The organism is Mucilaginibacter sp. L3T2-6, assembly GCF_030519355.1.
Classification (GTDB): Bacteria; Bacteroidota; Bacteroidia; order Sphingobacteriales; family Sphingobacteriaceae; genus Mucilaginibacter.
The window spans coordinates 45175-63693 of sequence record NZ_JAUMKC010000030.1 but is presented as its reverse complement, the minus strand read 5'-3'; the positions used below and the strand labels follow the sequence as shown (position 1 = coordinate 63693).

Here is an 18519-nt window from a genome sequence, read left to right as displayed (position 1 = left end):
GCCTTTAATTTACAAAATCTCTCCCGCTTATACAAAAAAACCGCCTCATAATTTTACTTATGAGACGGCCTCTTTTTAGACTGTTAAAGTCCTGTTTTCGTGGAGCCGGAGGGATTCGAACCCTCGTCCAAACATGGTATAAGGTAAGCTTTCTACATGCTTAGCTTCTGTTTAATTGTCGGGAAGGGGAAGGCCAGTCGCTTGCCTGTACCGTCTTCCGTAGGTGCTTTATCTCGTCCGCTTATCGCACCCTAAGCAAACCAGTTTCATCTTTCGATGCCCCGATTGCCGGCCCGATGAAACGGAAAACCGGCGGGACAAAAGCTATTCTAATTCTAAATTAGGCAGCTAAGGCGTAGTTATTTTCGCCATTTGTGATTTTGAGCGTTCAGATTAAAGCGCTAATTCGCCCAACGCGCTGCATGCTTACCTACTTATCTCCATCCTGTCAATTCCGATCGACCCCATGTAGAATTAAGTAGTATACAAAGATACGAAAAATTAGTGGCAGTAGGTAGCAGCAATAGTAGTTTTTAATGCCAGGCATGAGCCAGTGCTACGGCTTCCTCCTCCAATATACCCATAAACTGGTATTTATTAACCCGCCTGGCCGCCCTAACTTCATCGGCATTTAACAAACTTAAAACCCTAATCTGATTTAAAGAATGAAAGTTTACTTTTTACCTGTAATTTTATTACTCCTTGTCGCCTCTTTTGCTGCCAGCGCGCAAACTGTTATGGTATCGGCGTCTGAACCTGACGCAACCATTATTGTTGACGGACAGAGCCTCGGCACCGGCAACCTGAAAGTTAAAGTGCCAAAAAACTCTTGTGTAAACGTTAAGGTGCAAAAAGCCGGTTTCCTTAAATATGAGCAGACCTACTGTAATAAGAAAGGACAAACTGAGCCACCCAAAAAACAGTTTTTTGATATGAAGAGAGACGATGCCGAAGAAGCATCTGTAAAGACAGACCAGGCTAACATCGATTTTTCTATAGAAGTAAATAAAAAACAGGACCCGGTAGATGTGTGGAAACGCGCTAACCAGGTGGTGACCGACTATTTCGACGCTATTGAAGTTTCAGACAAGGAAACCTCCTATCTCCGAACAGCGTGGAGCGTGCAGAGCTTTCAGCAAAATACCATCCGCACCCGGCTCATCATTAAGCTGGCCAAAAGCGAACCCTTAACTTATAAAGTGAAATTAGTAAGCGAATATTCCGGCGCGCCCCTCACCAGCGTAAAGGCTGATGAGCAATTCCACGACTGGGACCGCATCCTGCGTAAATATCAAAACGTGATCTCGGATTTTACCACCCGGTTGGGAAATCAGTAATAGCGTAGCAGTTTTAAGTAGCAGTCTTTAAATCTTCACTAAAGCAAAAGACTGCTACTTCTTACTGCTACCGTCACTAACTGCCGATACTGCTTTCCGCTGATACTGCTACTTGCCTTCCCGGGTACACCTTCAAGGCTTCCTCCAGGCAGATCATCGCATTCTCAATATCTTTGATGTTGAGTACATAAGCCATGCGCACTTCATTTAATCCTGCACCGGGGCTGCTGTAAAAGCCGGTCGCCGGGGCCATCATAACGGTTTGGTTTTCGTGGCTGAAGGACTCCAGCATCCATTGGCAAAACTTATCAGCATTATCTATTGGCAGCTGCGCCACCACGTAGAATGCGCCGCCCGGATTAGGGCAGTAAACGCCATCCATTTTATTCAGAGCGCCTACAATAGTATCACGACGTGCGGTATATTCTTTATTTACAGTTTCAAAATAATCGTCCGGTGTATCAACAGCAGCTTCGCCGGCAATCTGCTCAACCATTCCGGGACTTAAACGTGCTTGCGCGAATTTCAAACCTGCCGCCAGTACCTGTTTGTTTTTGGTGATTAAACAGCCCAGGCGCGCACCACAGGCGCTGTAACGTTTGCTTACGGTGTCCATCACAATTACGTTTTCTTCCAGGCCGTAAAGGTGCATAGGCGAGATAAACTCCTGGCCGCCATAGCAGAACTCCCGGTAAGCCTCATCGCTGAAGAGGTACAGATCGTATTTAAGGGCCAGTTCCTTTAAAGCTTCCAACTCCCCGCGTGAGTACAGGTAACCTGTAGGGTTATTAGGATTGCAAATAATGATCGCTTTGGTTTTGTCGGTGATGAGTTTCTCAAACTCGCTGATCGGGGGCAAGGCAAAACCATTTTCAATGTACGACAGGATGGGTTTCACCACAATATCGCTCTGGCAGGCAAAACCATTATAATTGGCGTAGAATGGCTCGGGGATAATCACCTCGTCGCCCGGGTTAAGGCAGGCCATCATGCTGATGGTGATAGCTTCAGAACCACCCGTGGTAACAATGATGTTTTCAGGGGTAATGTTGTAACCAAGCTTGTTGTAATATTCAGTCAGCTTTTTGCGGTAAGACAGCGTACCCTCGGACGGTGTATAAGCCCAAACCTTGAAACTAATGTTCTTAATTGCATCCAGCATTCCCTCCGGCGTCTCTATATCGGGCTGACCGATATTTAAGTGATAAACTTTCTTTCCATCAGCTTTAGCCTTGTCGGCAAAAGGGGTTAATTTCCGTATCGGCGATGCAGGCATTTGCTCGCCTTTGTGCGATATTTTTGGCATGAGGCAAAGGTAGGGAATTTAGTCTGAAAGTCGGAAAAGCCAGAAAGTCCGGAAGAAAGAAGTTGACAGTTTATGAGTTGGCAGTTGACAAAAATAAAAAGAGACACAATCCCTTATGTCTCTTTCATATTTATCAAATCTCTGCTTTAGGGCAGATTCAGCGGCGCTTACTTCGTTCCCGTTCCTGCTGATTTGGCAACTACCTCGCCCACAATATTCAATGTTTTTTGGGGAATTGAAGCGTTTGAGGTTACTACGATACCTTTATTAAACGGAGCTGCTACAGCCGCATTGTAGGTAATTTTGATAGTGCCTTTTTCGCCGCTTTTTACAGGGGTTTTGGTGTAGTCGGCAATAGTACAGCCGCAGGTTGGGCGTACATCGGTAACGATAAGGGGTTGCTTACCAACGTTGGTGTATTCAAACACGGTGGTAACAGGCGTGCCTTGCGGAATTTTACCGAAGTCGTGTTTTTCCTCGTTGAATTTGAACACCGGTTTGTCGCTGTCCTGTGCCGAAGCACTGAAAGCGAAACCTAAAATTACAGCGCATACTAATAAGATCTTTTTCATTATAGTAAATTGTTTTTAAGAGCTTCAAAGCGGTTTTTAAGGGGTATGTACTCAAAAATGCTTCTTAATTTCTGTTTGATTAATACAAATATAAATGGTTTAATTTAATATTAAAACTATTATCTGAAGTAGATGTTTTATAAGGAAAGTTACCAAAAACAAAATAGAATTTTATAATTTTGCCGCCTAACCAAAATAAAATATGCCTGAAACTGTAAATAACACTACCGGACAGTTAAGCACCGCAGAGCTGAGTTTTGATGATTTTAAGAAGATCGTTATTAACGATTATCGTATAGGCTTTGAAAGCCGGCAGGCCAGTTTGCTGGGCCGCCGCGAAGTGCTTACCGGTAAGGCTAAGTTCGGCATATTTGGCGACGGCAAGGAAGTGGCTCAACTGGCTATGGCTAAGGCTTTTAAAAAAGGCGACTGGCGCGCCGGCTATTACCGCGACCAAACCTTTATGTTCGCCACCGGCATGAGTAACCTGCACGAATTTTTTGCGCAGTTGTATGCTTATCCCGAGATCGGCAAGGACCCCGCTTCGGCAGGCAGGCAGATGAATTGCCACTATGCCACCCGCTTTGTTAACCCCGATGGCACCTGGGCTAACCAGGCGGATACCATGAATTGCTCGGCAGATATATCGACAACAGGCGGCCACATGCCGCGTCTGTTAGGTTTGGCGTATGCTTCGAAATTATACCGCCAAAATAAGCAGCTGGAATATTTAAACAAATTTTCTGTAAAGGGCAACGAGGTTGCATTCGGCACCATAGGTAACGGTTCTACTTCTGAAGGCCTGTTTTTTGAGGCGCTAAATGCGGCCGGCGTTTTGCAGGTGCCAATGGCTATTTCGGTTTGGGACGACGCCTACGCCATTTCAGTCCCCGCCAGGTTACAAACCACTAAAGAGGATATCTCCGAAATATTAAAAGGTTTTCAGCGTTCAGAGGGCACCAATGGCTACGAGATTTTTAAAGTGAAAGGCTGGGACTATGTAGCCCTTTGCGAAACCTATGAACGTGCTGTAGCCATGTGCCGTGCCGAGCATGTACCTGTGCTGATACACGTGGTGGAGATGACCCAGCCTCAGGGTCATTCAACTTCGGGCTCGCATGAGCGGTATAAATCAAAAGAGCGTTTGGCCTGGGAAGAGGAGTACGACTGCCTTGCGCAGATGCGTAAATGGATGGTGGCCTCTGCCGTGGCTACCGATGCTGAGCTGGACGAGTTGGAGGCTGCTGCAAAAAAACATGTGCGCGACGTGCAGCGAGAGGTCTGGAACCAGTTGAGCGGCGAGATCAGCCTGGAAATTAATGAGGCCGCACGCATGATAGAGGACCTGGCCCGGGAGTCGGACTACCAGGATGAATTATTGGCAACCGTTACCGAATTGCGTGAATGTGTAGACCCAGGCCGTAAAGACGTTATTGCCGCCGTACGCAAGGCTTTGCGGATAACCGTAACGCAGCCCGGTTTTCAGCGCAGCGCGCTCGTAAGCTGGCTGGCTGATGAAAATAAAAAAAACGAGGAGCGTTTTAACTCCAAATTATTTACCGGTACTCCCTACTCTCCGTTAAAACTACAACAAACCAGTGTACGGTATTACGAGGACTCGAAATACATAGACGGCCGTGAAGTATTGAACGCCTGCTTTGATGCCAACTTTGAGCGTGACAAGAGCATTGTAGCTTTTGGCGAAGATGTAGGCGCCATTGGCGACGTAAACCAGGGTTTTGCAGGTTTGCAGCTGAAATACGGCGATCTGCGCATTACTGATACCGGTATACGCGAAGCAACAATAATAGGGCAAGGCATGGGCCTGGCTATGCGTGGCCTGCGCCCGATTGCCGAAATCCAGTACCTGGATTACCTGTTGTATTCTATCAATGTTTTAAGTGACGATCTGGCAAGCTTAAGCTACCGTACCCGTGGCGGCCAAAAAGCCCCGCTGATCGTGCGGACGCGCGGCCACCGGCTCGAAGGCATCTGGCATTCAGGCTCGCCGCTTGGTTTGATATTGAACTCGATGCGGGGCTTGCATATCTGTGTACCGCGCGATATGACGCAGGCTGCCGGAATGTATAACGTATTGCTGCGCGGAGATGAACCTGCGCTCGTAATAGAGTGTTTGAATGGCTACCGCCTCAAAGAGCGGCTGCCCGCTAATGTTGGGGAGTTTACCGTTCCCCTGGGCAAGGCTGAAGTGCTCAATCAGGGTAACGATATTACTGTGATCTCCTACGGCTCAACACTGCGCATTGTGATGGAAGCGGCGAATGAGCTGCAGAAAATGGGTATTAGCATTGAGGTTATCGACCCCCAAACCCTTTATCCTTTTGATTTAGATAACACTTGCGGCGCCTCATTGAAAAAAACCAGCAAATTGCTGATTGTAGACGAGGACGTACCCGGCGGCGCATCGGCTTATATTTTACAACAGGTGCTCGAAGCACAAAATGGCTATTACTCGTTGGATGTACAGCCACGCACGCTTACGGCAAAGGCCCACCGTCCGCCTTACGGCTCTGATGGCGGTTACTTCAGCAAGCCATCCCTGGATGACGTTATTGAGGCAGTGTACAGTTTGATGACCGAGACAGACCCGCATAAATACCCCGGAATGTTCTGATAGGCTACAGCGAAAGTGCCGTTGCTTAGCATCTCTTTTCCGGTAAATACAAGCGACGGGCATATGCCTTTACAGTCACTTGTAAGTACGATTTAATTAAAAAAACTACTTTTGCGTCCCGGCCTGCAGGTTGGGACTTTTAATTTTCTCATCATTATGGACACCATATTCGCAGCAATTGCAGACACGATAAAAAAACGCCGCAGCATCAAGGCCCAGGCCATGAACGGAAATAAAATACCTAACGGGCATATTGCCGCCATGTTAGAACTGGCTAACTGGGCGCCTACACACGGCTACACGGAGCCCTGGCGGTTCATCGTTTACGAAAACCCGGCCGACTTCTGCAGCCAACATGCGGAAATATATAAAGAGAACAGTATGGGCGATAACTTTAACCCGGCTGTTTATAATAACCTGCTGCACCAGGGCGATAAAGCCTCGCACATTATAGTAGCCGTTATGAAGCGCGGCGACCTCCCAAAAATCCCGCCGTTTGAAGAAATAGCGGCAGCCTCCTGCGCAATTCAAAATATGTTACTGGGCGCAACCGCCCTGAATATAGCTTCCTTCTGGAGCACCGGCGGCATGGCGCTTAAACCGGTTTTTAAAGAGGTTATGGGCTATGGCGACGATGATCAGGTGATGGGGATTCTGTACTTTGGCTATGCTGATGACCATCCGGAAGGAAAAAGAAATATGCAGATTGAAGAAAAAATAACCTGGGTTAAATAATAATTAATAAATTTTTAAGTTTATTCAGATAGTCGTAACCGTTAAATTTTATTAGGGCAAGTTTAATATTATGACCAATAATTATATTTTGAAGAAATTTTATTAATCATTAAATATAATTATATTTGATAAATTTAAAAAAATGTGGCCGGAAAGTATAACCTAATTGTGCTCTCCATCGTAAAACAAGTCACTAATTGATTATTGATTTAAATCCGGGAAGACGAATGAGAAAACCTCTTGGCGGACTTGCAGGCATTCTGATAATTCTTGCAGTCACTACCATCAGCTGGAAAAGCGGAAAAACAACTAACCACAACAATTTTAAATCAGGCTTTAGCGCCAGGGCATTGCTGGAAAAATATATCAGCAATATCTATGAATCTGCACACCTGCAGGAATCCGGCCTTGCTTATAATGTTTTTGAAAAGGCGGTAACCGGCTTCATGAACCTCAAGGCTGCCAACAAAGTGCCTCAAACAAGTTCAGTGCTTACGGTTGTCGACCTCGGCAAATCAAGCCACGCTAAACGCATGTGGATCATCGATATGCTGGAAAACCAATTACTGGTTAACACTTTCTGTGCGCATGGCCACGGCAGCGGCGACGACATGGCCACCCGTTTTTCAAATAAGGTCGACTCGCACCAGAGCAGCCTTGGTTTTTATATAACTGATAATGTTTATATGGGCGATAACGGCCGCTCGCTGCGTTTGGATGGCATGGATGCCGGCTTTAACTCCAACGCCCGTCAGCGCGCCATTGTGGTGCACGGCGCCGATTATGTTGGCGAAGGCACTATCGGGGCCTTAGGCCGCCTGGGCCGCAGCTACGGCTGCCCTGCTGTCCCCCGCAGCATGTCAAACCAGGTGATCGACCTCATTAAAGACAAAACTGTAATGTTCATCAACGGCAACGACAACCGCTACAATTCAAAATACCTGGACGAAGAGCAGGCTGCCGCTTATGTTTTCCCTGATCAGGGTAACAGCGCCGTGCTGGCATCAATGTAACTGTAAACAAACTAATTGTAACTGACTCATATGGGGCCGCAGGATATATGTCCGGCGGCCTTTTTATTTGCTGCACTTTGTGCAGTGTCACGCAACCTGCCCAACACACTTTGGCTCAACAATCTCAACGTTCATAATCTTAGGTTCTCCCGCGTTCTCCTTTACCCTCTCCCCTTCCTGCCTGCGTTTCCGGTAAGTTTTCATCCGCGCAGTTTGCCCGCAGGTTAACGGGTTGCACCAGCGCCGGTTTTTACCGTGGGTGGTATCCAGGTAAACGTTGCCGCATTGGCATTTTTTAACATAGTCAAAAGCCTTTGAATTTACCAGGTCCACTGCGTGTTTCACCAGCTTCCATAGCGGCGCGGCCAGTTGCTCCTCCATGTCCGTCCAGGCTTGCCGTGGCCTGTTATTATCCAGCTCAAAACGGATATGTGCATTGGCGTCGTTAACCAGTTCATTAAAATAGAACAGGTCTACCTCGTGGATCTCGCGGCCGCGCATGGGGCTGTAAATAAATTGGTGCATACTTTCGCGCAGCTTAACCGCACGCTGCCATACTACGGCGGCCTCATGCTCATAGCAGCGGCCCTCCAGTTCCAGCACCTGGTATTCATCATGACTGATGATGCCGAACTCGCAGCACCAGGCCAGCAGGCATTCATAATCGTGCAGCAGGTCGTTGCGGTCACCGGTACTTCGGTTGCGGAACGTGTTAACAAATTGCAGCATAAGGATGTCGCCCTCCATCGGGAAGGGCTCGGTCGAATTGGCAGGCCATTGGCGCTCGGGCCTGTACCGCTCTTTTAAGGTTTTATACATAATTTTAATGATTTGCAGATGGGCAAAACGGCTTTAGGCCGTAACAAAAAAGGGTTAAAAAACGGGCATAATGCGTTTTGCCTGTAACAAAAAGGGAGCTAAAAACGGGCTAAACAACTTATGCCCGTCTACCAAAATGCCTCAAAAACGGGCAAAACGTGTTTTGGTCGTTGCATCATTTTTTACCGTTTACCGGTATAAAAACCGCGTTTACAGCGTCGAAATGATGATTTATAAAAAAACCGCCCGCCAAAGCAGGGTATATTTTACAACCAAAACCAGGAAATTAATGAACTTTAAAATTTTACTGGGGTTACCGCTTGGGATGATAGAATTTAAAAACGGTAATAATGGCAGTTGGAACACTGTGATACAAATATAATAAATTACTAAATAAATTAGCAATAAATAATAAAATTTTTAGTCTCCTTGGCTTACTTTTATTTTATATACGGCGCAGAAAATAGCAAAAGAAAACGCGTCACTAAACGTGGAAAATTAATATCGCATTGTTTTTAACCATAAGTCAATCAAAAATGGCATCCAATTATTGTCTTAAAATATTAGTATCCAAAGCCTTAACGACTGGAATCCAGTTGTGTGCTTTCATTAAAATTTATGCAGCCGTTTAGGAGCGCTTTTTTGTGATTGTAATTGCGATATTACCACATATCTTTCCTACAAACGAACCGATGCTTATCTTTGCGAATTAACCCCTGTTAATTTAGCTATGCATTATTGCATTATTTTACTTCTGAATATTTGTTTGTCACCGGAGCCTTTGCCGCCTGATTCGCTTTATAAAACAAAGGACCTGCAGGACGTCATAAGGCATGTGTTTAAAGCCAAAAGCTATAAGGATACCGGGCAATCACATTCAAACCTATCGCTGCTGCCTTCTATAGGATATAATCCAAGTTACGGGTTGGATTTAGGCCTGATATTATCGGGTGGCAAAAACTATGGCGATCCATCGGGTACGACCTTTTCTATTTTCAACGCCAACGTTTTTGTATCATCCAACGGACTGGCTTCGGCAGAGTTTAAACACAACGACTTTACCAATCGGAACGAGTGGAACCTGCAGGGGGACTACCAGGTTGGCCGTACCATATCACTGGATTATGGGCTTGGTACAGGGCGGCCGCGACAGGCAGACGAAAGCTTTGTGCTTAACGGATTACCGGTAAATCTTGCACCGGGAGAAGTTCCGATACAATACACCTATTTTAAATTCTTCGAAAAGGTTTATCATAAAATAATAAAAAATTTTTATGGCGGGATGGGCTTTATTTTTGATGGTTACGGAAACATTTACCGGCCTGGCAACAGTTCGGTGCGGCACCGCAGCTACAATGCTATGTACAGCCTGAAAAATGGTTATCCGTTAAATAGCTATTGGGCCAATGGTATATTGTTCAACTTGCAATACAACACGCGCGACCATCCTAACCGGCCGTATAAGGGAATTTATGCCGATTTGGTTTTACGACTGAATTCAACGGTTTTAGGCAGTAATCACGATGCCATGCTGGTTAAAACTGAACTTCGCAAATACTGGTCGTTGTCTGAAAAAAATCCTGAGCATGTGTTAGCCTTTTGGTCGTGGGGTGAGTATTTGCTCAACGGCTCACTTCCGTATTTGGAACTGCCGGGTACCGGTGGCGACGATGATGCCAGGGGCGGACGCCCTTATACCATCGGCAGGTTTAAGGGCCGGTCGTTCTACAGCAACGAACTGGAATACCGATACCCCATAACTGAAAATAAGCTACTAAGTGGAATTGTCTTTATAAATGCCCAAACAGGAAGCAACCAGCAAAAGATCAAGTTACTGCAAAGATGGAACTCCGGTGAGGGCTTAGGCCTTAGATTATTACTTAATAAATATACCCGCTCAAATATTAGCGCAGACTACGGCATCGGAAATTATGGCACAAGGGGCTTATTTATCGCCCTCAACGAAACTTTTTAAAAATATCGACACATATATATAATAATGAAGCACTTACAAACATACATTAATCTAAGTATTTTCACTTTTCTATTCATTTTAGCGTCGCATGCTTGCCTCGCCGCAGCGCCTTTAAGAGACAGTACCCAAATACGTTCGGCATGGTATAAAAAACTCTCCGTTAGCGCTCAGTACCAATATTTCAGAACATGTCACCATAGCCGTTTTGATGGCGGTTATGCTTTTGCAGATTACGACGCTTCGCCTCATTTTTCGATAGGGATAGGTATTGGTTATGACTTTTGCGTATTGCATCCTGATAATGGTTACAACCTCCGAAATGTAAAGGTTCTGCCTGTTGTGGCCGATTTTAGGTATATACCCTTCCCGAAATGGACTATCAGTCCGTTCGCTATGGCGGATCTGGGATACTCAACCTTTCTGAAATATAACCAGGAAGATCCGGCGCATTTGAAAAACACCATCAAAATGACCGATCACGGTTTATATACCTTCGGAGGCGTGGGATTTTTGGTTAAAGTAAGTTCAAAAGCAGCGATTTATACAACCGCCGGTTTCACCGGAATGCACATGTCCTTCAACAATAATGATGTAAATCCGCGCGGTTTATCTAACCAATTCGGTGTAAGGGTAAATCTGTACTAGTATTTGTACCTTCGCCTTGCCGATGATATAATTTGATGATAGCCGTTGCGGTAGTGATGGCCGCCGGGAACAATAGTAACCGAAAAATTTGGTTTTCGTATATCTGCAAGTGGCTTCGGCTGCTCGTCCTTTCCATAAAAACAAAGAATAGGAATAGTGATCTTTTCTACTTCGTCTTTCACCTTATAAGTCCGGTTATCGTCGCCATCGCCGATTAGGTCTGCAAGGTGAACTTTAAAATCAGTTGAAAGAAATGGCGAAAGTAATTGCAGCTTGTATATCTTAGTTTTTAACTCTCCCCGTAACCTGTTATAAATAAATGGGACAACATCGGCCCCAAACGAAAAGCCGTTCAATACAATCCGCCTGATCTTCCATTCAGTATTATACTTACTAATCAGTTTGGCCAGGTCATCCGCGGTTTGCTCGGGGCTTTTTTGGTGCCAAAAATAGGTGCGTGAGTTAAAACCGATAACATGGTAGCCCCTTTTTGCAAATCCCACAGCAAGCGTATCATTAAACCCCAGCCAGCCACCATCGCCGGATAGCAATACCACCATTTTAGAAGATGTGGTATCCGCCGGCTGATAGATAATTAGCGGAAGGCCGAAATCCTCACGCTCTGCACCGCTATTTGCAACCATCCTTGTCTTTAACAACAACCCGCAACTACTTAAAATCACCGCGATTGAGCTACAAGCGAAAAAGAACTTGGTGTGGTTTAAAAGCATTATTTATAGTGCATTTTTTATAATCTCTGTATAGGTATTTGAATAGTGGTGGTCACCCGCCAAAATAACAGTTTTTATGTTAGCTTTTTTTAATACAGCGAGTGGTTTATCAGGTTCCTGCTGGCCATAATAACAAATTACAGGTACGTCGACCCGGTTAACTTCCGCAGCAATATTCATCGACCTGACGGTGTTGCCCGAACGCATCATATCGATTACATGAATCTCAAAGTCTGTATAGGAAGATGGCGAAATGAGCTGGATCAGGCTAATCCGGTTTTTTAATTCATCCGGCAGGCGGGTATAAATAAAAGGAATTACGTCTGCGCCAAATGAAAATCCACAAATGACCACTTTCTGTTTATGCCATTCGTTGCAATAGGTTTTTAACAGCGCTGCTATATCGTCTGCGGCTTGCTGAGGCGCTTTCTTCTTCCAAAAATATTTAAAACTGTTCAGCCCTACCACATTGAACCCGTTGGCAGCATAGCTTTCGGCAATTTTTTGACTAAAGCCGTTCCAGCCACCATCGCCCGAAATATATAGGACAAATTTGTCCTGTTTGTTTGATTTTGCCGTTGTAATTGTCACCGGCAAATCCTTTAGTGAGGAGGCGTGAATATTGCTAATGATACCTATGATTAGCAGGAATGTAAAGCTATACCGTTTCAATTGATTAGGGTTTCATAACCTTACTCAGCACATTAGGCAAGCTGATCAGATCATAATGATTTTCGTATATTAAATATTTATTTTGCCATTCAGGCAAAAATTTTTCTTTAAAATCCCTTAGTCCGCGATAATGCCGGAATTGCTGCAGTTTTTCATAAGCGAACTTTAAGGTTTTTTCAGGCAGGTCCTTTGCGTGTTCAATTCCTGATAATGGTGCAAGCCCCAGGTTAAGGTATTTGTATTGGTTAAGCCTGCAATAATCGATAAGCGCTACAATCAATGCATCATTTACGCCACCAGGTGCATCGCTTGTTTTCCTGATAAGGTCATAAGTTGCCTGGTCCGGGGCATAGTCAGGGATAATGTTCAAAAATCCAAAAACCTTTTCACCCTCGTTCTCCAATGTAATAATGGTTTGATTTTTTAGTTCTTTACGGTCAAACAGCCCCTGGGTAAAAACAATCTCTTCCCTGTGTGTGGTTTTCAACCAATCGTTTGACACGTACTCCAGCTTTTGAAGTAAGCCATCCTTTATAGGCGCCTCATATATTCGGGTCTTAAACCCGTTCTTTTTAAGGGCATTCAGGCCATTCCGCATGGACTTTTTATTCTTTCCTTCCAAAGTAAAGGCCTCAATGTCGACGATAGCCTCCTGCCCGATAATAAGCGAACGTTTGCCAAGCGACCGGAAAAGCGGCAAACTTTCCTCATCCACACGGTAGTAAGCAGACCGGCAGCCCGAATCGGTACAAAACTCCTCAAACTCCTCCAGTAATGCCATTTCATCCTCCGTATTTGCACAAACGGGTTGTCCGAGAACAACCGCAAAACTGCCTGCCATCCGGAACGAAACCAAGCCATTGCGCCGCCCGCCAAAATAGAGCAATTTGTCGTCATATGTCTTGAAATAATCAATGGGTGAAGAGCCCAACCTGGAAACCAATGCTTTTGCGCGTGCAAACTCATCCTCATTCTGCTCGATATTGAGAAAATAAGGTTTAAGCAGTGTATAAAATATAAGTGCCACGGATAAGGTGCCACCAATACGGATTGTGTTTAAAAAAACCGATGCAAAATGTGTGCGCGGAATCAGATCGGTAACATCCAGCAGAATAAAATTATAAAATGTGTGCTTTACAGAAGCAAGTAAATGAAAATCGATGCCAAAATGCCTTTCGTCTAAAAAATAAAACCCTGTGATGCCGTAAATGATAATCCCGCAAAATACAAGCAGAGCCGTTCCCAGTCCTATCGTTTGAAGGCGCACGCTATGTTTGATATAGTATTGTTTACGGGTGAACCATAATACAAGTAATACCATCGCTGCAACTATGCCTTCCTCATAATCAAAGGCCTTGGTGAGATTGCCCACCAGTGATAAAACACATAGAACAACAGCAAGCCGCCACGCATTTCTGAACCCTTTGAAAAGGAATGCTGAAGTAACGATAAGCAACAGCCCGGCGATGAATACCATGTAATTTGATGCCGATATAGTGCCCGCTGAAAGATAATTGGCAAGCAGCTTTAAACGGTTTGTAAGGGCTGGTGTCAGTACCGAGATAATATTTACCAGCCCCAATCCTAATGATAAAAATGCAGGAATGACGCGTAGTACCATATTGCCCTTCTTCAATAAGAAACTAATGATGCCGGCGGCCACCGGTAGCCAGAATTCAAAAAAACGATAGATCAACGTAACTGCTAAAGCTTCTGAGGCACTGTATCCATAATGTTTGAGGATTACCACTAGTGAAAACTCTATTGCCCCAATCCCTCTTAAAAAAGGAGAAATAAGCAATATCAACGTGGCAATAACATAGCCTATTAGCGCAATTTCCCAACTGGCGGCAGCACCTGTTACCAGCATAGAAATATAAAGATGCGCCACACCTGTAAGATCGATCAGTACTGAATAACCGTTAACGAGGGCAAAATGCACTTTAAAGCGAGGATGCTTCTTAAATTCAAGGTTGATTTTCGGAAAGAACCTGCTAATTAAACGATATACCCAGCCTTTGCGAAAGAATGACGTTAAAATATAAGTCAGCAAAATAATCAGGAAAATAACAATGGCAACTTCCTGGTTTGCATCTTTCCAGCCGTTACCTGTTAATGTCAGGTAGATTAACACAGGGATAGCAATAATAATGATTGATACAATGCCTGTAAACCCATAAATAGCGCTCGCAAAATGGATGCGCGTGCGGTTTTCCTCATTGGTTTCTTTTACAATGTCTTTAGTAAAGAAAGCGAGCGAGGTTATACTCCCGCCCGGTAAAAAAATACTAATAAGGTTTCTTTTTAAAAATAACACAGTAGAGTTCCAGAGGCTTAGCTCCAGGTTTAGGGCGCGGAAGCTCGAACTGTACATGAGTGCTTGTAATGCAATATAAATGAGAGTTAACAAAACTCCTGCTGTCACCCAAATGGGATTGCCCATCCAAATGTAATTTCCCACATTTTTTAGTTCTTGCCCCTGGCTCCTGATAAAATAAATAGCAAGGATCAACAACAATAAGCCCGTGATCTCACTTAAGTATAGCCTTGGGTTTACAAAAAACTTCTTTGCCATCGATTGGAAATAAAGGACATTGATCTATTGATACTTAAGCCCGCAGAATAATTAGGGGGACGCCTGGCAGAAAATGCAGCCGAGGGAACAAAGCCTGCGCAAAGATCACGGCCGGCACTATATGAGGTAATAGGGGTATTCATACTAACTTCCAAAGTTAGCTACAAATTTCTCTTGTTCAAAGGTCTCCCCGATGGTTTAAGTTTGCCACATCCAAATCGTACCCGAAATTGTTTCAATTCCGTCCCTCCAATCCCCATATTATCCCTATATTTATTTCCAAAAGCCATAAACCCTAAAGTTTAAGCTTTAACCTGGACAGAATTGAAAATTCACTTATCACACATAAAAAATGGAACAATTAAAAGTTGCTGTAGTTATTTTTCCCGGCGTGGAGCTGGTGGACATGAATGGCCCGGTCGACGTTTTTTTACACGCCAACCGCGCTTACAAAACTCATTTTAATAACCCGAGGTACAAAGTTTTTACCGTTGCCGAAACAGATGCCCCTGTTGAGGCTGAAGGCAAGGCCGTGGTGATTAAGCCGACTACAACAATTAAAGAGTGTACAGAGGCAGACATCGTCGTAATTCCCGGGCGGATAGACTTTACCGCCCAGGCAAACTCCATCCCGGCAGACCAGGCCATTATCGACTGGATCGCCATGATGGCTGGTAAAGGTTCAACCATCCTGTCGGTTTGCGTGGGTTTGTACTCGCTGGCAGCCACCGGGCTGCTTGATGGCAGAAAAGCCACCACCCATTACCTGGCAATTGCCTACGCTCAGAAAACATGGCCCAAAACAGAGCTGGTAAAAAACGTCCGCTATGTTCACGACGGCCAGTTTGTTACCACCGGCGGCATTACCTCGGGCATCGACGGCGCACTTTATCTTGTTGACCATAACGATGGGCCTGTTGTTGCACAAATGGTAGCCGACATCATGGTGTACAATCGCGAGGCGCCGCTGCCGCCCTATACGCTGCTGCCGCCCTACCCCAGCATGGATTGATAGTACCTGTTTTAAGGGGCATAGCATATAAATATAACGCCCGCTGCCTTGGTTGACAGCGGGCGTTATATTACTTGCTAAAGCGTTAAACCACACTCAGGTGGAACGCTTTACTGTGCATCACCTGGGCCTGCGCTTCTGCCGGCTTGGTCAGCAGGTTCATAAACCTGGCAGTAGTTACATTGGCAGCTGTTAGCATTTTTGTGGCATTGGCGTTGTTGGTAACCGTAAACTTGGCAAATTCTGTCTCGTTATGTTTCCTTCCGTTTATCTGCACATCAAAAATGGCCCGGTTTATCTCGTCTTCCGTAAAGTCCGACAGGCTGAAGGTTGCGGTAACCTCCAGATTGGTCATGCAGTTTTTGCAGGCGGTTACCTTCCAGCGGCTCAATACAGGCTCGCTCCCGATAAAATAGCGGTTCCCGTCGATTGTTGCGAAGGCCGATAAAACAAATGAGCCATTAATTTTAGCCCGGTTAATACCGTCGATCACCAGGGCTTTGTCGCTTTTAGGGGCCGACACTTTCAGTGCCCTTAGTGCTTTTATCGCCTTAACGGTTTCCGGTGCACCGTCATTATTATCCAGCGACAGGCTTTCGTAGGTAAAGCCCATCTGTTTTTCAATATTGATCACATCTGCTGTGCAGTAATTACGTTCTACGCCGTTTTCAACCAATTTAAAAGGATACAAAGGCGATTCCAGGGTCAGCTGTTCTTCCTGTTCGTAGCCAACCGGCGGCTGGTTATTAACATTGTTCTGGCCGGGATATACGCCGGGTCCCTCCCATCCTGGCACTGTTAAATCTAGGTGATCGGTTGATTTATGCCTAACCTGCCACATCCAGAATATGCGGTCCACATTGCAATGGTGGAAGAAGAAGATGGGGTCTAAACCGGCGGTTTCATTTTCACCCATATCGCCATTGGCATCGGTTGCCGAAGCGGAGTTGGCGTCCTGGCCGGGAGCATTTATGCCGCCTACGGCAAGGTGAATACTGCCATGCGGCGACTCGAGCGACTGAGCCATCTTATCGGTTTTATTCAGTTCATTCCTCGAAGTATTGTTCGAAAAAGTAGTATAGTAAGGGTTCTTAAGGCACCTGTGATACATTTCATCTATGCCGCCCCTGAACGACCCTTCAGGAACATACGGTTTAGACGGATCAAACCCTTCGTGTATTTCTACACTGCCCGACAGCCAGCCGGTTACATTCTCATTCAGCATTCTGCTGGTCAGCTCCTGGTTTATCGTAGTTGTGCCCGGTATATAAAAGGCCATGTTATAGTTTTCGCTTGCCATACGGTCAGCGGCAGTTCCAACTAAACCTGATAGCGGAAAACGAACCGTCTCGTATCCTTCGGGCTTGGAATAGGCGTCCTTTTCTATCCAATCATACAAACCGACCGGAAGTTTAAAGGATTTTAAGGGGTTAGATATAGTAGTACCGTCGGAAAATGTAAAAAACTCATCGGTAAGTATGGAGGGTACGCCCAGGAAGGTGAGCTTGCCATCCTTCATTACTTTATAGGTTTGATCCCAATAGGGCAGCATTACACTTTCGCAGCCGGGCACACTCTGCAGCGCCTTTTCAAGCTTGTGTAAATAAACGCGGTGCCAGGTGGGGAAAAGTATATTGCCATGGTTACAATACCCGCCCCAGTAGTTGCCATCGTACGAGCCGCGCCATACAAAGGGCTCGCCGTGGTAGCCGCCTAAGGTCATGAATGAATTCGGGTCGTTTGCCGGGAGGTTTTTGATGAATTGCCAGGCAACCATCAGCTTTTCAAGCTCGGAAGGTTTGCCATTCTTAAAATCGTTGTAGATATCGATGATTGATCGACGTACTCTCAGTGGTTTGGTTGACATTTTTTGTGATTTATCTGTTAGTGAATGAGTTGAGTTTTAAATTTCAGGCGATTGTTAGTAAAGCTATTGAGCAGGGATCCGGCCATAATACATACCATCCCGGTAATAAGCAGCCAGTTTTCATATGGGAAAAAAGTGCGGGTAAAAAGAATGGTCAACGCACCAAACACACTTATAGCGAATGGAATATAGCCGATGCGTGCCCCCTTTCTGTATAGCATAAAAAGATGCAGGGCCAAAAACACCAGTAAAACCGGCAGCAGCCATTTCATATAAGGCAGCCTGGCGATACCGAGACAGCCGAACATGCTCATGTAAATAGCCCAGCAAAAAGGACATTTCGGAAAAAAGGCGATAACTATGCTGAGTAACATGGATAGCATGGATCTTGCCGTTTTCTTTGCTTTTGACCATGGCTCGGGAGGGGGCGTCTCTTTCTGCTGAACCGTACAGCAGCACTTTTGGGCCTGCATTAAATTTTGCATAAGGTTATTGGTGTTTTAATAAATGATAAGATACAGATACCGGACTTACAGCTTACCATATACATGACAAAGATTTAGGTACAAACGGGCCTGATGCCCGTTATTAAACATTTATAAACTACAGTTTAAACAGCAATGAT

The 18519-nt window shown here is 45.2% G+C and carries 16 protein-coding genes and 1 other RNA gene; 8 read left to right on the top strand and 9 right to left on the bottom strand.

Features of this window, described 5'->3' with window-relative positions; translation table 11 throughout:
• Positions 1–97 precede the first annotated feature (97 nt).
• Positions 98–466: a transfer-messenger RNA gene (gene ssrA / locus Q3W13_RS23665) on the bottom strand.
• A 199-nt stretch (positions 467–665) separates the two neighbouring features.
• Here ssrA and Q3W13_RS23660 point away from each other — a divergent pair.
• A complete protein-coding gene (locus tag Q3W13_RS23660; RefSeq protein WP_302868261.1) occupies positions 666–1337 on the top strand; it encodes a hypothetical protein in 672 nt (223 codons plus the stop codon).
• A gap of 76 nt (positions 1338–1413) precedes the next feature.
• On the opposite strand, the gene Q3W13_RS23655 is transcribed toward Q3W13_RS23660, so the two are convergent.
• The gene (locus Q3W13_RS23655; protein ID WP_302868260.1) at positions 1414–2643 is read right to left on the bottom strand and encodes a pyridoxal phosphate-dependent aminotransferase; all 1230 of its coding nucleotides are present in this window, start codon (positions 2641–2643) and stop codon (positions 1414–1416) included.
• 167 nt (positions 2644–2810) lie between these two features.
• On the bottom strand, positions 2811–3215 hold the full coding sequence (locus tag Q3W13_RS23650) for a DUF1573 domain-containing protein (RefSeq protein ID WP_302868258.1): 405 nt from the start codon (positions 3213–3215) through the stop codon (positions 2811–2813).
• A 202-nt stretch (positions 3216–3417) separates the two neighbouring features.
• On the opposite strand from Q3W13_RS23650, the gene Q3W13_RS23645 reads away from it, so the two are divergent.
• The 3 genes from Q3W13_RS23645 (at position 3418) to Q3W13_RS23635 (ending at position 7598) form a co-directional block, all read left to right on the top strand.
• The gene (locus Q3W13_RS23645; protein WP_302868256.1) at positions 3418–5850 is read left to right on the top strand and encodes a thiamine pyrophosphate-dependent enzyme; all 2433 of its coding nucleotides are present in this window, start codon (positions 3418–3420) and stop codon (positions 5848–5850) included.
• A gap of 156 nt (positions 5851–6006) precedes the next feature.
• A complete protein-coding gene (locus Q3W13_RS23640; RefSeq protein WP_302868255.1) occupies positions 6007–6585 on the top strand; it encodes a nitroreductase in 579 nt (192 codons plus the stop codon).
• 227 nt (positions 6586–6812) lie between these two features.
• Complete coding sequence (locus tag Q3W13_RS23635; RefSeq protein WP_302868254.1) at positions 6813–7598, top strand: murein L,D-transpeptidase catalytic domain family protein; 786 nt, start codon at positions 6813–6815, stop codon at positions 7596–7598.
• Between the two features lie 87 nt (positions 7599–7685).
• Here the strand turns inward: Q3W13_RS23635 and Q3W13_RS23630 are convergent, their stop codons facing one another.
• Positions 7686–8417, bottom strand: a complete 732-nt coding sequence (locus Q3W13_RS23630; RefSeq protein ID WP_302868251.1) for a CGNR zinc finger domain-containing protein — start codon at positions 8415–8417, stop codon at positions 7686–7688.
• Between the two features lie 70 nt (positions 8418–8487).
• Here Q3W13_RS23630 and Q3W13_RS23625 point away from each other — a divergent pair, with 70 nt between their 5' ends.
• From Q3W13_RS23625 to Q3W13_RS23615, 3 genes are all read left to right on the top strand, one after another.
• The gene (locus Q3W13_RS23625) at positions 8488–8799 is read left to right on the top strand and encodes a hypothetical protein (RefSeq protein WP_302868250.1); all 312 of its coding nucleotides are present in this window, start codon (positions 8488–8490) and stop codon (positions 8797–8799) included.
• A 348-nt stretch (positions 8800–9147) separates the two neighbouring features.
• Positions 9148–10392: a BamA/TamA family outer membrane protein gene (locus Q3W13_RS23620; protein ID WP_302868248.1), complete on the top strand. Its 1245-nt coding sequence runs from the start codon at positions 9148–9150 to the stop codon at positions 10390–10392.
• Between the two features lie 24 nt (positions 10393–10416).
• Positions 10417–11037 carry a hypothetical protein gene (locus Q3W13_RS23615; protein ID WP_302868247.1) on the top strand — a complete coding sequence of 207 codons (621 nt, stop codon included), beginning with the start codon at positions 10417–10419 and terminating at the stop codon, positions 11035–11037.
• Here Q3W13_RS23615 and Q3W13_RS23610 read toward each other — a convergent pair.
• The 3 genes from Q3W13_RS23610 to Q3W13_RS23600 all read right to left on the bottom strand — a co-directional run bounded on the left by Q3W13_RS23610 (position 11034) and on the right by Q3W13_RS23600 (position 15015).
• Entirely contained in the window at positions 11034–11681 is a 648-nt protein-coding gene (locus Q3W13_RS23610) for an AcvB/VirJ family lysyl-phosphatidylglycerol hydrolase (protein WP_302868246.1), read from the bottom strand. The genes Q3W13_RS23615 and Q3W13_RS23610 overlap by 4 nt on opposite strands.
• Positions 11682–11771: 90 nt before the next feature.
• A complete protein-coding gene (locus Q3W13_RS23605; RefSeq protein ID WP_302868243.1) occupies positions 11772–12359 on the bottom strand; it encodes an AcvB/VirJ family lysyl-phosphatidylglycerol hydrolase in 588 nt (195 codons plus the stop codon).
• Between the two features lie 85 nt (positions 12360–12444).
• A complete protein-coding gene (locus Q3W13_RS23600) occupies positions 12445–15015 on the bottom strand; it encodes a phosphatidylglycerol lysyltransferase domain-containing protein (protein WP_302868241.1) in 2571 nt (856 codons plus the stop codon).
• A 352-nt stretch (positions 15016–15367) separates the two neighbouring features.
• Between Q3W13_RS23600 and Q3W13_RS23595 the strand changes: the two genes are divergently transcribed.
• Positions 15368–16027: a DJ-1/PfpI family protein gene (locus Q3W13_RS23595; RefSeq protein ID WP_302868238.1), complete on the top strand. Its 660-nt coding sequence runs from the start codon at positions 15368–15370 to the stop codon at positions 16025–16027.
• A gap of 85 nt (positions 16028–16112) precedes the next feature.
• Here Q3W13_RS23595 and Q3W13_RS23590 read toward each other — a convergent pair whose 3' ends face one another.
• Both Q3W13_RS23590 and Q3W13_RS23585 read right to left on the bottom strand, forming a co-directional pair.
• The gene (locus Q3W13_RS23590; protein ID WP_302868237.1) at positions 16113–17894 is read right to left on the bottom strand and encodes a tyrosinase family protein; all 1782 of its coding nucleotides are present in this window, start codon (positions 17892–17894) and stop codon (positions 16113–16115) included.
• 17 nt (positions 17895–17911) lie between these two features.
• Complete coding sequence (locus tag Q3W13_RS23585) at positions 17912–18379, bottom strand: hypothetical protein (RefSeq protein WP_302868235.1); 468 nt, start codon at positions 18377–18379, stop codon at positions 17912–17914.
• Positions 18380–18519: the final 140 nt, after the last annotated feature.

Bases quoted from the DNA above. Each gene is read 5' to 3' on its own strand.
- Q3W13_RS23660 (WP_302868261.1), top strand. From the start codon at position 666: ATGAAAGTTTACTTTTTACCTGTAATTTTATTACTCCTTGTCGCCTCT.
- Q3W13_RS23655 (WP_302868260.1), bottom strand. From the start codon at position 2,643: ATGCCAAAAATATCGCACAAAGGCGAGCAAATGCCTGCATCGCCGATA.
- Q3W13_RS23650 (WP_302868258.1), bottom strand. From the start codon at position 3,215: ATGAAAAAGATCTTATTAGTATGCGCTGTAATTTTAGGTTTCGCTTTC.
- Q3W13_RS23645 (WP_302868256.1), top strand. From the start codon at position 3,418: ATGCCTGAAACTGTAAATAACACTACCGGACAGTTAAGCACCGCAGAG.
- Q3W13_RS23640 (WP_302868255.1), top strand. From the start codon at position 6,007: ATGGACACCATATTCGCAGCAATTGCAGACACGATAAAAAAACGCCGC.
- Q3W13_RS23635 (WP_302868254.1), top strand. From the start codon at position 6,813: ATGAGAAAACCTCTTGGCGGACTTGCAGGCATTCTGATAATTCTTGCA.
- Q3W13_RS23630 (WP_302868251.1), bottom strand. From the start codon at position 8,417: ATGTATAAAACCTTAAAAGAGCGGTACAGGCCCGAGCGCCAATGGCCT.
- Q3W13_RS23625 (WP_302868250.1), top strand. From the start codon at position 8,488: ATGCGTTTTGCCTGTAACAAAAAGGGAGCTAAAAACGGGCTAAACAAC.
- Q3W13_RS23620 (WP_302868248.1), top strand. From the start codon at position 9,148: ATGCATTATTGCATTATTTTACTTCTGAATATTTGTTTGTCACCGGAG.
- Q3W13_RS23615 (WP_302868247.1), top strand. From the start codon at position 10,417: ATGAAGCACTTACAAACATACATTAATCTAAGTATTTTCACTTTTCTA.
- Q3W13_RS23610 (WP_302868246.1), bottom strand. From the start codon at position 11,681: ATGGTTGCAAATAGCGGTGCAGAGCGTGAGGATTTCGGCCTTCCGCTA.
- Q3W13_RS23600 (WP_302868241.1), bottom strand. From the start codon at position 15,015: ATGGCAAAGAAGTTTTTTGTAAACCCAAGGCTATACTTAAGTGAGATC.
- Q3W13_RS23595 (WP_302868238.1), top strand. From the start codon at position 15,368: ATGGAACAATTAAAAGTTGCTGTAGTTATTTTTCCCGGCGTGGAGCTG.
- Q3W13_RS23590 (WP_302868237.1), bottom strand. From the start codon at position 17,894: ATGTCAACCAAACCACTGAGAGTACGTCGATCAATCATCGATATCTAC.
- Q3W13_RS23585 (WP_302868235.1), bottom strand. From the start codon at position 18,379: ATGCAAAATTTAATGCAGGCCCAAAAGTGCTGCTGTACGGTTCAGCAG.